Annotated in this window: 13 protein-coding genes and 1 rRNA gene; all 14 read right to left on the bottom strand. The window is 32.0% G+C overall.

Annotated elements, in window-relative coordinates; translation table 11 throughout:
* Nucleotides 1–132: ribosomal RNA gene (locus SPJ17_RS00750) — 16S ribosomal RNA — on the bottom strand; the annotation flags it as partial.
* A 354-nt stretch (nt 133–486) separates the two neighbouring features.
* A complete protein-coding gene (locus SPJ17_RS00745; RefSeq protein ID WP_321091782.1) occupies nt 487–1,761 on the bottom strand; it encodes a metallopeptidase TldD-related protein in 1,275 nt (424 codons plus the stop codon).
* Nucleotides 1,758–3,161: a TldD/PmbA family protein gene (locus SPJ17_RS00740; protein ID WP_321091780.1), complete on the bottom strand. Its 1,404-nt coding sequence runs from the start codon at nt 3,159–3,161 to the stop codon at nt 1,758–1,760. Before SPJ17_RS00740 ends, SPJ17_RS00745 begins: the two co-directional genes overlap by 4 nt.
* 2 nt (nt 3,162–3,163) lie before the next feature.
* On the bottom strand, nt 3,164–4,117 hold the full coding sequence (locus SPJ17_RS00735; RefSeq protein WP_321091778.1) for a nitronate monooxygenase: 954 nt from the start codon (nt 4,115–4,117) through the stop codon (nt 3,164–3,166).
* A gap of 8 nt (nt 4,118–4,125) precedes the next feature.
* Entirely contained in the window at nt 4,126–4,878 is a 753-nt protein-coding gene (locus SPJ17_RS00730; RefSeq protein WP_321091776.1) for an exodeoxyribonuclease III, read from the bottom strand.
* A 360-nt stretch (nt 4,879–5,238) separates the two neighbouring features.
* Nucleotides 5,239–5,799, bottom strand: coding sequence for a vWA domain-containing protein (locus SPJ17_RS00725; protein ID WP_321091775.1), 561 nt, complete (start codon nt 5,797–5,799; stop codon nt 5,239–5,241).
* A gap of 80 nt (nt 5,800–5,879) precedes the next feature.
* Nucleotides 5,880–6,446: a hypothetical protein gene (locus tag SPJ17_RS00720; RefSeq protein WP_321091773.1), complete on the bottom strand. Its 567-nt coding sequence runs from the start codon at nt 6,444–6,446 to the stop codon at nt 5,880–5,882.
* 73 nt (nt 6,447–6,519) lie between these two features.
* Complete coding sequence (locus SPJ17_RS00715; RefSeq protein ID WP_321091771.1) at nt 6,520–7,674, bottom strand: PatB family C-S lyase; 1,155 nt, start codon at nt 7,672–7,674, stop codon at nt 6,520–6,522.
* Nucleotides 7,667–8,518 carry a DUF3737 family protein gene (locus SPJ17_RS00710; protein ID WP_321091769.1) on the bottom strand — a complete coding sequence of 284 codons (852 nt, stop codon included), beginning with the start codon at nt 8,516–8,518 and terminating at the stop codon, nt 7,667–7,669. The genes SPJ17_RS00715 and SPJ17_RS00710 overlap by 8 nt, the downstream gene beginning before the upstream one ends.
* Nucleotides 8,519–8,698: 180 nt before the next feature.
* A complete protein-coding gene (locus tag SPJ17_RS00705) occupies nt 8,699–9,982 on the bottom strand; it encodes a hypothetical protein (protein ID WP_321091766.1) in 1,284 nt (427 codons plus the stop codon).
* A gap of 286 nt (nt 9,983–10,268) precedes the next feature.
* On the bottom strand, nt 10,269–10,697 hold the full coding sequence (locus tag SPJ17_RS00700; protein ID WP_321091765.1) for a hypothetical protein: 429 nt from the start codon (nt 10,695–10,697) through the stop codon (nt 10,269–10,271).
* 13 nt (nt 10,698–10,710) lie between these two features.
* Nucleotides 10,711–11,310, bottom strand: a complete 600-nt coding sequence (locus tag SPJ17_RS00695; protein WP_321091762.1) for a hypothetical protein — start codon at nt 11,308–11,310, stop codon at nt 10,711–10,713.
* Nucleotides 11,311–12,151: 841 nt separating this feature from the next.
* Nucleotides 12,152–12,559, bottom strand: coding sequence for a hypothetical protein (locus SPJ17_RS00690; RefSeq protein ID WP_321091760.1), 408 nt, complete (start codon nt 12,557–12,559; stop codon nt 12,152–12,154).
* Nucleotides 12,560–13,364, bottom strand: an 805-nt coding sequence (locus SPJ17_RS00685; protein ID WP_321091758.1) for an RHS repeat-associated core domain-containing protein, incomplete at its 5' end; no start/stop codon positions are given.

Below are 13,364 nucleotides of genomic sequence, written 5' to 3'. Positions count from 1 at the left end.
GTTATCCTCGTCTTAAAGACAGGTTACCTACGTGTTACTCACCCGTTCGCCATGGTATTGCTACCATTCGACTTGCATGTATTAGGCACGCCGCCAGCGTTAATCCTGAGCCAGGATCAAACTCTCCAAAAATTTATTTTTGTTTGTTTTAATCTTTTTTGCTCATTCTTCTTCTAAATAAAAGAATTGCTTGTTCGTTTATTCTACACGTTTTCGTTCGTCATATATAGTTTTCAAAGACCTAAGTTTTGGCCTCTCAGATTTTGCGAAGCCTTGTTCATTATATCATTTGCCAATGTCAGTGTCAACAACTATTTTATCTTTTTTTCATTCTTTTTTCATTCTTGTTTTCATTGCCATTCTTTTGAGCCCAAAACCCCGATGGAAGCTTTATTTTATTACTATTATGTGGCAAAATGTGCACAAAGAAAAAATTGGCCAATTATGAATAAAATTTAGCCAATTTCTTCTTTTATATTTAATATATTATTGTATATTAAATCCTTTAAATAGTGCAAGCTTTGGTCCACAGTATCCATCCTGAACCTCTTCTTCTTTAGATAAATACATATTCTTTAATACATCCGATAATCTTGCACTAATAGAAATACCTGTAACAGGAATAATTTTAGCACCATCAAAATAATAGCCTAATCTTACCTCTCCACCAATATAATCTGATAATAAATCTACTTGAATTCCAGACATAGAAACACACTCTAAATATGGTTCCTTCTTTAATTCATCGATGGATTTATTTCCTAAACCTAATTTTGCAATAGGTAAATTGCCTGTTGGCTCTACTTTTAGGTATTGAGCAAATTTCATATTACCCCAATACGATTTTACGATACCATTCTCTACAACTAATGTATCCTTATATGTAGTACCATTTTCATCGAAATGAGAGCTATTTACAGATCCCTTTACCATTCCAACTCTAGAAATATTTAATAAATCTCCTAAAGCATTCTTTTGTAAATTTGTTCCAATAGGATTCTTATTTGAATGAGAATATACAACGCCAAAGTTTAAATCATGGGTAATTTCATTTATAAGAGAATCTAATTCCGTTGGTCTTAAAAGAACATTTATATTGCCAATCTCCTCAGGTTTTAAAGCTTCATATCTAGCTTTAACCGCATTCATCTTATCGTAGATTTCTTCCGTAAGCTTTCTTGCATCAAATTCATTGAAATGATATTGCTCATATAATTCAACAGATTCCTTTTCACCATTCCATGTAGGAATGGCCTCAACCATTGCATCATATTTTACCTGAGTCATATCTAAGCCGTTTGAATTCTTAATATTAATCTTATTCTTAGTGATAAAAATCTCAAGTGCATTAATGGATCCATCTTTAAATGAATCTGCTAAGAAGCATGCTTCTTCTGTCATCTTTGCAATTTCTTCTTTAGAATAATCATTAAAATTAGAATCACTTTCAAAGGAGTTAATATCCTTTTTAGGTAATTCAAAATATTCATTATTGATTAATTTTGCCTTATCTACTGCCTGGCTTATCTTTTCTTCAATTTCAGCCTCACTATATGCCTTATAAACCTGGAATTCCGATTCACCCATAAAGCCATCATGAGCTACATAAATGGTAACCTTAAGCAAAGATACCTCATTATTACGGATAGTTTCTAAATTCTTATGTACAAAGAATAGCTGGAAGGATTCCTGAATTATATTTTGGATTCTATAGCCAGTCACGTTTTTATTCTTCTTAATTAATTGCTCTAAATCAATCATCCTAGCTTCACCTTCGCTTTCAAAGATGGACCACCATCTGTAACTCTAACCCATTCCTTATATCCCTTACCACAAGCACCAGCACCTTCAATTTCTAATCCATCAGAAACCATAGTAATAGATTTTAATAAATCAGGTACATAGCCACTCATAACAACTGGAGCTACCCAATTATCGGTAAGCTTTCCATCTACAATTTCAATACCATATTCAGCCACACACTGAATTGCCCAGTTCTTAGGGTCCTCCATACCATTATTGGTTTCACAAATATAATAACCATGCTTAACGCTCTTAATCATATCCGAAAGCTTGTCCTTGCCTGGTAGAAAGAATGTATTCGTCATTCTCGTATATGCTTTATGGCTGAAGGATTCTCTTCTACCATTTCCAGTTGGCTTTGTACCAAGCTGTAGGGCAGAGGCCATATCAGAAATACCAGAAACTAAAATACCATCCTTAATAATTAATGTATCCTCGGCTAATACACCATCATCATCAAAGAAATAGGAAGCGGCAGACACAACACTTGCAGCACCATCTCTCATATTTACAATTGGGGATGCAACATATTTACCAACATATTGCTTTGCTAAGGCTCTATCCTTAACGAATTGATCCATTTCAACACCATGACCAAATGCCTCATGAGCAATTAAGCCTGTAATGGATGGGTCTGTAATAATATCATACATACCAGGTTCGATTGGCTTTGCGAACGCTAAATGATGAGCCTTATCTAAAAGCTTATCGATTCTCTTTGGCAATTCCTCCATAGTCTTTTTCACTGTGACATCCCATGCACCCTCACGGCACTGTACTACCTGATCATTTTCACGATAAACTAAAAATAAGTTACCATTTACCCAAGTATAATTTTGGTCAAGAGTTCTATGCTCTGTCACAAAAATCTTAGAAACATTTAATGTTTGAATTACAGCAACAGCATTTAAAATATTTTCTGATTTTGAAAGCATTAGATCCTTAAGCTTTGTAACAAATTCAAGCTTATCCGATACACTATAGGAATCTAAATCGGATTCTCTTATAAATGATTTTTCTAAAGGCTCATCTAAAATATCACCTGTTTGAATCATTTTTTTCTCTAGCTCCTCATCTATTTTTAAAGAGCTAATGATCTTCTTTGCCAATTCTTCTTTATCACCTAATATATCATCTAAGGAATATTCAAAAAATGCATTGTCGTTTTTCATTTTTACAACGAAGCCACATTCAGATCCTAAGCCTTCATCCTGAATAGAGGTTGACATACGGTTTGCCATAACACTTTGTACACGTACATCAGTACCCAAAACACTAACATATTTAAATGTTTTTCTAAGCTCATTACAAAGTGCCTTAGCATCTTTCATTCTTGATTTTAAAAATTCTGAAAGCATAACTATTTCATCTCCTTTAATTTATTTATGTTATCACTCAAGGAATCATATGCTAAAACAGATTCCCTTATGATATCATCTAAAATTTCTTTTACTGGCTTTATTTCATCAATCAAACCGGCAATTTGGCCTAAAGGCATAGAACCATTTTCTAAATCTCCTTGGAATATGCCTCTAAATAATGCATCAAAGCTATCCTTTAATGCTTCTTCATCTATGGAATTATTCTTCTCCATCTCTAAATATTTTCTAGCAAGACGATTCTTTAAAACACGTACTGGGGCACCAGTATTCTTAAGTATTACCGTAGTGTCATTATCATGTGCCTTAAGAATGGCCTTCTTATAATTCTCATGAACATTACATTCCTCACTAGCAAGCAAAATTGTGCCAATTTGAATTCCTTTTGCACCCATAGCTAGTGCGGCAGCCATCTGGCTTCCAGATGCGATACCTCCTGCAGCGATTACCGGAACCTTTAGTGCCTTAACCATCTGTGGTAAAAGAGACATCGTTGTTGCCTCACCTACATGTCCACCCGATTCCATTCCCTCCGCAATAACACCATCAATACCAAAACGCTCCATTCGTTTTGCCATAGTAACACTAGCTACAACAGGGAATACCTTACATCCAGCTTCCTTGAATCTCTTTATATATTTTTCAGGTGAATGTGCACCTGTAGTAACCACTGGTATTTTTTCTTCTATGATTAAATCAACGATATCCTCTACATACGGACTCATCATATATAAATTGAGGCCAAAGGGCTTATCTGTTAAGCTTCTTGCGATATGAATTTCTTCTCTTACTCTATTCTTATCCCATTCACCTGATGCAATAATTCCAAGACCACCGGCATTCGATACGGTAGCCGCAAATTTACCATCCGTAATCAAAGACATTGCGCCCTGAAGAATAGGGTATTTGATTCCAAGCATTTCATTAAGTAGCATAATATCACCTAAATTTCTATAATAAGCTCTACAGGGCAATGATCAGACCCTAAAACCTCTGTATCGATTATAGAATCCTTAACCTTATCCTTAATACGATTAGAAACAATAAAATAATCAATTCTCCATCCTGCGTTATTTAATCTCGCATTGAAGCGATAGCTCCACCAGGAATATAAAACCTTTTCTGGATATAAATATCTAAAGGTATCTGTGAAGCCACTTTCTAAAAGCTCGGTCATCTTATTTCTTTCCTCAATAGAGAAACCAGCATTTTTTGTGTTAGAATCTGGATTTTTTAAATCGATTCTTTCGTGAGCAACATTTAAATCACCACAATATATAACCGGCTTTTTACTATCTAATTCCTTTAAATATCTTCTTAAATGATCCTCATATTCCATACGGTAATCGAGTCTTTTTAAGCCTTCTTGTGCATTTGGAACATAAGCATTTACCAAATAGAAATCCTCATATTCTAATGTAATGACTCTACCCTCATCATTATATAATTCATTAAATAAGCCATAGGTCACATTTAAAGGCTTTCTTTTCGCATATATCAATGTACCACTATAGCCCTTCTTTATTGCAGAATTCATAAATCTATAATAGCCATCAATTTCTAAATCCGCTTGTCCTTCTTGCATCTTTGTTTCCTGAATAGAAAAGAAATCTGCATCGGCCTTTTTAAAGAAATCCATAAAGCCCTTTTGTATACAAGCTCTTAATCCATTAACATTCCAACTTACTAGTTTCATATAACATACCTCATCTGATTATTTTAACATAAAATATGTTAACATGAAATATTTTTAAAAAAAGAATATGAGAAAAGGGGCCAAGCCCCTATTTTAGAATATTTAGATATCGATCTTGATATACCGCTTTAAAATTAAAAGATGTATATTAGGAAATCCTTTTTTAAACATTTATTAAATGGAGGATTTTATACCAAAGATTGAAAGAGCATAATGTTACACAAGCATTATTCACATTCTTCTCATTGTTACCTCTTTGGTCCCTTTAGCTAACATTCACTTAACAAATGGTAGTTTTTTAACTAATTATATCGTTTTATCATAATTTTTATATATCAACTCTGAATAGTTAGAAATCGATTATTCTTCTTTAGAAATACTTGCCTCTAAAGAGCGGTAAACCTTATGAAACATTTTAGCCTGTCCCTTACTAGATGCATCCACATGATGAATGTTTTCATTTCTAATCCCCATCATATTTCCTACTTTCCTTTCATCGATACCTGATGCTAAAAAATTAAATTCAAAGCCTTGCTTTTCATATAGCTTAATCATCTTATGTATCATTTTATAGGTATAGGACTGGCTAGAATTTTCCATTCCATCGGTAGTAATATAGAACAATACCTTTCTGTCCTCTACTTCACTAAAGCGTTCAATAGTAAAGCCTATGGTATCTAGTAGGGCAGTAGATCCACCACATAGATAATCCTCATATTCCATTTCCTTTACCTCACTAATTTTTGTTCTATTTTCAATAATTTCATAGGTATTATTAAATAATACTGTAGTGACATATAATTCACTCTCTAATCCTTTAAGCTTAGAAAGTAATTCATTATATCCACCTACGGCGTCCTTTTTCAAATCACTCATAGAACCACTCTTATCTAAAATAAATACTACTTCTGTTTTTTTCATTTTATCTTCCTCCTCATTGTAGCTAAAGTATAGCAAGGAATAAGAAAAAAGTGGTCGCATTGAATGCGACCTTTTACAGATTATTTAAATAGCACATTTACATCATGATCATATAGAGCTTGATTAATTTCTATAACATCATATTTCTTATTTTCTATAAAATATCTAATGATGACATCTGACTTTGTTGAAAAGCTTAGGCTATAGCCCGCCCTTGCAATTAAATCTAAGGCAGTATCTATTTCAAGCTCAAGACCTAAGCAAAGTAGGATAACGGTTGCTTTTGAAGGATGATATTCGCTATCGGATCGAATTTTTGAAAATAATCTTTTATCAATATTCGCCTTTTGATAAACATCAGAATCCTTAAGATTTTTCTTATCGATTAATTCAAATAATTTTTCTTGGAATGTATCATCCATTTGATTAAGCCTATCCTCTAAAGCCCCATCACGAAGCATAGCCATTTCTTCTTTTGGCTTTTTTCTTGATGTGATGGGCTCCATTTGAAATGGCGTAGCCTTTCTTGCAACAAATAGCTTTCCACCTCTTCTTGGGGAAATATCATCTGGGGTTCTTTTTCGTATAGGCTTAAAATTCTTTTCTATATATTCATCTAGCAATGTCCATTTTCCCATATTCTCCATTTTCTTCACCTCGATACATACATAGATTAAAGCATAATCTACAAGGAGAAAAGTACTACCTCGTGTAGTACTCTTATTTTTTAAAGCTATTTATTGCCTCTTTCATTAAAGAAATGGCTTCTTTAATATTATCCTTAGTTGTTGCAAGATTAATTCTTACGAAGGATTTACCAGCTTCTCCATATTCTATACCCTCAGTAATATATAAGCCTGTTGTCTTATAAAGATGATCTACGAATTCCTTTGCATCTAAGGTATAGTTCGATACATCCACCCAAAGTACATATAGTGCATGAGCTTCAATGAAGATTAGTCCTGTATCCTTAAGTCCTTCTGTAAATAATCTTTTATTTTCCTTTACATAGGCATTCATTTCATTTACCCATGTCTCGCCATCATTTAATGCATTTATGATTGGGGTATAGGCAAATACATTACCCTCAGCACATTCATCTGTATTTAACCCTCTCCATACCTTATGCCTTAAAAATGGATTCGGTACTACTACAGCACTAGACTGAAGTCCGGGCACTCCAAAGCATTTCGTTGCACTGATTGCCGTGATGGAATTCATCTTGCATTCATCAGATACAGAGCAATATGGAATATATTCGTAGCCCTCTTCTACAATATCACAATGGATTTCATCCGATAATACCACAACATTGTATTTAACACTCAGCTGTCCTATTCTTTCTAATTCCTCTTTTGTCCATATTCTTCCGACAGGATTATGAGGATTACATAAAATCATAAGAGTAGCCTGTGGGTCCTTCATTTTGTTTTCTAAATCAGAAAAATCAATTCTATATTCATGATTTTCATAAATCAAATCAGAGGATAAAACGACACGACCATTATTCAATATAGAATTATAAAACATATTAAAGCATGGCGTTAATAAAATAACCTTTTCTGCAGGTGTAGTAAGCTTTCTTACCGTAGATGAAATCGTAGGTACTACTCCTGTTGAAAATAACATCCAATCCCTATCAAATTCAATATGATGCCTTCTTTTCCACCAAGAAATATAGGCTAAGAAATATTCATCTGGAGTAATAGAATATCCATAAATTGGGCATTTCATTCTATCTAAGATACCCTTATTAATTCCATCAAATACAGGAAAATCCATATCTGCAACCCACATAGGAAGCTTAGAATCTATAGAATCCCATTTTAATGAATTTGTGTTTTTTCTTGGTATTTTCTTATCAAAATCATACATTTTTCTTTTCCTCTATAATTATTGTTTTTGACTTATCAATTAAATTTTCATCTAATATGACCTCATCAATTGCCAAAGCTTTAATTACTCCATTATATGGATTCTTAATAGAATCAATTTTTGAATGGATCGTTGCATCTATATCATGGCAAAATTCGAAGCATAAATTGCAATTTAATAGCTTGCAGTTTTCCATTGTAATATTATCCATATAGCACATGCCCTGCTCAGAATCTATAGTACAATTTACAAATTTAATGTTCTTTGAATTCCAACCTAAGTATTCACCAATGATGGTTGAATCATATACAACTACATTTTCACAATTCCAGAATGAATCCTTTGAATTCATTTTCGCATTATGTATCTCTATATTCTTAGCTCCATCAAAAGCGTAATTACCTGCAAGAGTAAAATTCTCAATTTTAATATTTTTTGAGTTCATGCAAAAATAATTCCCTTTAGCCACTACATTTTTAAGTGTAATATTCTCGCATGTCCAAAATGTTTCCTCCGCATTAGGAATCGTTACATTTTCCAAATAGATATCACTAGATCTTCTAAATTGCTTAGGTGCCTCAATAAAGGAATCGATGATTTTTAAATCATGTGTATACCATATACCACTTCTTGCGGTATCTAGCCATGTAGTATTGTATACCTCTACATGGTTACAATACCAAAGTGGATATTTCCATTTGAAAATACAATTTTTCAATTTTATATTCCGAGATTCCTTTAAAGGAGATTCTCCATCCATAAATGTAGAATCTACAATTTCAAAATCCTTTGAATTATATAATGCTCTTTCGCCAACAAATAGTCCTTGTTCTAATTTTTTCATTTTTAACCTCACACAAACGTATTATACATTATTTTAAAATCTTTTAAAAGGCTTCAAAATCATATAACATTGTGTATTAGAAATAATTCTTCATTGTCGCATAAATCCAATATGAAAACTTTGTTTTAGGATATTTTATCTTCAAATTTAAAAAAATCCCCATAAGCCTGGGGATAATTTTTATATAGCTGGAGCGTAGGTTATTTTAACCTTTCCATTATCATGGTCAAATACCACATTTTCTACTTTGATGATATCAGAATGTCCTTGAGTTAATGTGTCCTCATCGATAACAATTTCATCAAAGAAATTATCGTTAGCGACTTCGGTTTTACCTAGGGTAAAGTTTTCTACATTAAATTTAACTTCCTTTACATAATTGGATTCCTTAATTACAGTTTCCTTTACGGAAGCTTTTAATAATGTCTTTAAATTATTGATGGATACCTCTGCTAAAATATTTGAATTTAGAAGTGAAGCATTAACATCAAAATATAAATTATTTAAGCCAAATTTAAATTCATAGCCTCCTAAAGTAAGCGGATCTAAATTGTAGCTTTCTGCATCAAATTTATGCTGAATAATATAATTGAAGTTTTCTTCACTAAGCTCAATGGTTTTATCCGTTAATGCAAGTATTGCCATAGGATCAAGTTCAAAAATTTGGGGAGTTGGAATATCATAATTAATAAAGATATTCTTTGTTTCCATAGATAAATCGAAATGGGCATTTTCACCTTCTGTATAGCTTGTTGTAAAGGTTGCACCACCAAAGAAATCCTTGAAACGATTTGTGCCACTAAATTTTTCAATTTGCTGATTCAAATCTAATTTTAATGTTAGATTTTCAACATCAAAGATATCATTCTTACTATCCTTAAATAATGAGAATCTATTGAAGAAGCCTTTAACAAAGTCTTTGGAAATACTCATTTTATTACCAAGCTTTAATTCTCCAAGCTTTAAATATAATACATTATCTACAATAGATGGTGCTTCTTCTAATCCTAAGGTTATCGTTGTGTTATAAAAGCCAAAGGCACTTCCTCTAGCCACGACACCAACGTTATGATTAATCTCTTTAAATTCGATGGAATTTAAGGAAACAACACCATTTTGAAGGATTTTATCTGTACCATCAGTCATTAAATAGGTTGGGTTATTTATCGATTCATTTGTTCTAATGATATCGGTAACGCAATCATTGATATTTTGGTAGGTAAAGCTAAAATCAATCTTGTTATTTTCACTTGTTGGTCTATCCTCTTTTTGAATTAAAGCAACCTTATCTAAGGATTCATAAATACCCTTTCCTAATAGACCATCAAGAGTTGTTAACTCCTCACTTGGTTTATAATCTGGTGTACTATTATCACTAATTACAAGTAAAAATACCACAACTGCAACCACAAGAACAAAGATGAGGATGAATACTGCCTTAATTATTCCTTTTAAAAGTTTCATGTTACTACCTCGTAAATTTTGAAATTAAAAATATAGATAAAATTGTTAACTGCACCAAAGATGCTAAATTAACAGCAAAGATTCTATGGGTTTTTATGCCAAATAGGGCAATGCCAACGATAGCATAGATACAGCAAATATAGCTATAAAGCAAATAAATGTAAGATCAAATTTGAAGCCTTTGAATGAGATTTGTCTAATTTGGACAAACCTATTATATCAAAAATGAGATAAAAATAAAATAAAAACTTTTACATGTAATATGCACTAAAGATATGGCTGTAATTTATTTTTTCTTCATAACAACTTTTATTTTTTTACCAAAACTATCAAAATTTGTATCATATCTATAAACATTCGTGATTTTTTTATTTTTATAAAATACACGAAAGTAATACTCATTATTTTTAAAAAATCTATAAGGAAAAACTATTGTATAATAAGTATCACACAATACATATTTCTTTGTAATACCAAATAAGTTACGTCTAATCAAATAATTATCTTCAACTTTAAGATAAAATAATGAATAATGTAAAGAACATAAAACAATTGGAATTAATATTACGCTCATAACTATACTAAATATTATTTTCTCTTTAGATGTTTCTATATCAACAATACGCGAACAAATCCCTGCAATAAATATAAATGTCCATAAAACTAAATAGCCATAAGAACAATATCTAAATACTTTTGATTTTTTTATTATCATGTCTTCCTCCATATTAAATATATTGATCTATTAAAGCAGTAATGAATGCATATGGCACATTTCTTATAATTGCTTGATTTGAAGCTGCAATAATTGAAGACATCTTTTTAACAGCTCCTGTGTAATACTTATTTGTTATTCCTTTACGCCTACAATCTGCAATTCTATTTCTATATTTTGTCAAATCAGATATTTTTTTATTTTGTGCACCCGCACCTCCAAAATATCCAATTGCACCTCCAAGAATTCCAGACCAAATTGCCATTCCCCAATTTATTGAATCTCCTGATACAAAATCACTTGCAATACTCCCTGCAAATCCCGTAGCAGACCCACTAATTTCCATTCCAATAGCATTTAATGAAGTACCACCAAAGGCTCCAGTTATACCACCAATAGCCATATCTGCGAATACTTTTCCTAAACTAATTAAATGCTCTTGGCCAGCCAATTGTGTGATTGCAAAAACAGAGCCACTGACACCGGCTCCAACCGCAGTACCAATCAAAACTGGAGCTGCAGCACCACCAATTGCTACTGTAGCAACAGTTATGGCAGCCACAATAAGTGTAGCATCACCTAAAACGCAAAGGCCTCTCAACCATTCTGGCATATGACCGGATTCATCCCCATCACAGGATTATTATTACAATATATAAATAGATTGATACCTGATGGAGTATCTATGTTTAAACAATTAGGACTATCTGGGGTTAACCATCTTCTCCATTTTGGATTATAAAATCTATTATGACAATAATACATTTCTATATCATTATCATTGTCATAATAAACATTTAACTACATTGTTGCACTTTACTGTCTTTTTTTCACTTATGGACATAACAGTATCCACTATATTATTACATATATTAATTCAAAAAATTCTAAATTGATAAATAATAATCTGGCACTTCCATTTTATGATATTCATCTTTTGTGTTTTTTCTTCTACTTATTCTACCTGTTAGAAAAAGAAGTTTGATATCACATAAAATTGTTCGCCTCTCCTTACCATTTTTTATCAAATATAATCCCTTCTTTTTGCCATTTTTCATCATAAATAAAATCGATAAGTTCTTGGCCGGAAAGAATTTTTTACTAAGGTTTTTGAATGATTTTAGCTTATGATAATTATAATAGTACAAATGATAATACATTAAGACTATATCTCGTATATAATGTTTTTTTAAAATCCAACCACTCATATCAATCCTAATAGTTTTATTATAAAAAAGATATCAAATTCAGAACGAGTTATTTGATTGCATATTACATCATTAGTATAGGTGCATAAATTAACTTTTCTTGTTAATTTTTCTTTTGGAGAACATATAAACATAAATGCAAAAACTAAATAATACGGCCATAAAAATATAAAAACTAGCATAATAACAGCAAGAAAAGAAAAAGCACACAAAAAATGAAAGTTTCATAGAATATTTAAAATATTTTTATAAATGTAATCCTTGGGAGCATATATTTATTATTAATGTGTATACAACCCAAATGCTAATTGATATGCCACCGACAATTGCCATACAATAATCATTAATAAATTCAGCGATTGTATAATTAATCAATAACGAAACTAATCCTACAAATACTATAATAAGTTGAATTAAATATGCCAAAACTCTTGGATACAATAAATATCTATATCCAACCTCAACACCATTTTTAATAACACTTCCATCTTTAAAAGGAACCAATTTTTTTAAAATCGAATTTTCTTTCAATCTCATTTTTTTTAAAGCGTTATCAGAAAAATGAGCATCAAAATTATTTCCATTTAAATCTACCAAATAATTCAATAATGGAAAAACAAGACCTACTAAATACAATAACAAATACCAATTCATCTAAATAAGCCCCCATATTTTATATCCATAAGTTAATCCACTTTGTGTTACATTTGCAAAAGGTGTAAAAATTGCTATTTTTAAAGCTGACTCTAAGAACAATTTTCGCATTGTCCCCGGGACAGCTGCTTGGACAGCGTTGAAGGCAGTTTTGCCATACAAATTGAGAGTTGCTTGAAGCCCTTTTGCAGAAATTGTTCCAGCAACTTTACGATTTGCAGCATTGGTAATTGCACCAACTGCTCGCATTCCATCATCGCTTAATCCAATCATATTTCTTCCTATATTTGCTGAGTTAGAAGCTCCCGCTCCACTAATCGCCCCACCCAAAGCACCTATACCAATGGCAGTTAAAGACCCTAATAATGTTAAACTCTCTCCTTGAATACCTGCTCCTACAGCATATTGAGTCCAGCCCATAGCAGCGCCAGCAGCAACTGAACCAGCAAAACCTATACCGGTCATTGCAAGCATAGTTGCTCCAACGGCAAATGCTCCATCGACACCAGCTTGAAGAAAATCTCTCCAGTCTAGTTGCCAACCATTTGTTGCAGCATTCATGAAAAGGCTTGATCCAAACCCTAAAGCAAACGTTCCTCCTAAAATCAAAGCTAAAATAACACTATGTCCCGTCGGATCCATCCACATAACTGGATTATTATTACAATATATAAATAGATTCATACCTGATGGAGTATCTATGTTTAAATAATTAGGACTATCTGGGGTTAACCATCTTCTCCATTTTGGATTATAAAATCTATTATGACAATAATACATTTCTATATCATTATCATAATAATAT

The organism is Anaeroplasma sp. (genome assembly GCF_034179385.1).
Classification (GTDB): Bacteria; Bacillota_I; Bacilli_A; order Acholeplasmatales; family Anaeroplasmataceae; genus Anaeroplasma.
The sequence above is the reverse complement of the archived record's forward strand: the minus strand, read 5'-3'. Positions and strand labels throughout refer to the sequence as shown.

Excerpts from the sequence above, each read along its gene's own strand:
- SPJ17_RS00715 (WP_321091771.1), bottom strand. The coding sequence starts at position 7,674 with ATGTATGATTTTGATAAGAAAATACCAAGAAAAAACACAAATTCATTA.
- SPJ17_RS00690 (WP_321091760.1), bottom strand. The coding sequence starts at position 12,559 with ATGAATTGGTATTTGTTATTGTATTTAGTAGGTCTTGTTTTTCCATTA.
- SPJ17_RS00745 (WP_321091782.1), bottom strand. The coding sequence starts at position 1,761 with ATGATTGATTTAGAGCAATTAATTAAGAAGAATAAAAACGTGACTGGC.
- SPJ17_RS00710 (WP_321091769.1), bottom strand. The coding sequence starts at position 8,518 with ATGAAAAAATTAGAACAAGGACTATTTGTTGGCGAAAGAGCATTATAT.
- SPJ17_RS00730 (WP_321091776.1), bottom strand. The coding sequence starts at position 4,878 with ATGAAACTAGTAAGTTGGAATGTTAATGGATTAAGAGCTTGTATACAA.
- SPJ17_RS00695 (WP_321091762.1), bottom strand. The coding sequence starts at position 11,310 with ATGCCAGAATGGTTGAGAGGCCTTTGCGTTTTAGGTGATGCTACACTT.
- SPJ17_RS00740 (WP_321091780.1), bottom strand. The coding sequence starts at position 3,161 with ATGCTTTCAGAATTTTTAAAATCAAGAATGAAAGATGCTAAGGCACTT.
- SPJ17_RS00725 (WP_321091775.1), bottom strand. The coding sequence starts at position 5,799 with ATGAAAAAAACAGAAGTAGTATTTATTTTAGATAAGAGTGGTTCTATG.
- SPJ17_RS00700 (WP_321091765.1), bottom strand. The coding sequence starts at position 10,697 with ATGATAATAAAAAAATCAAAAGTATTTAGATATTGTTCTTATGGCTAT.
- SPJ17_RS00720 (WP_321091773.1), bottom strand. The coding sequence starts at position 6,446 with ATGGAGAATATGGGAAAATGGACATTGCTAGATGAATATATAGAAAAG.
- SPJ17_RS00735 (WP_321091778.1), bottom strand. The coding sequence starts at position 4,117 with ATGCTACTTAATGAAATGCTTGGAATCAAATACCCTATTCTTCAGGGC.
- SPJ17_RS00705 (WP_321091766.1), bottom strand. The coding sequence starts at position 9,982 with ATGAAACTTTTAAAAGGAATAATTAAGGCAGTATTCATCCTCATCTTT.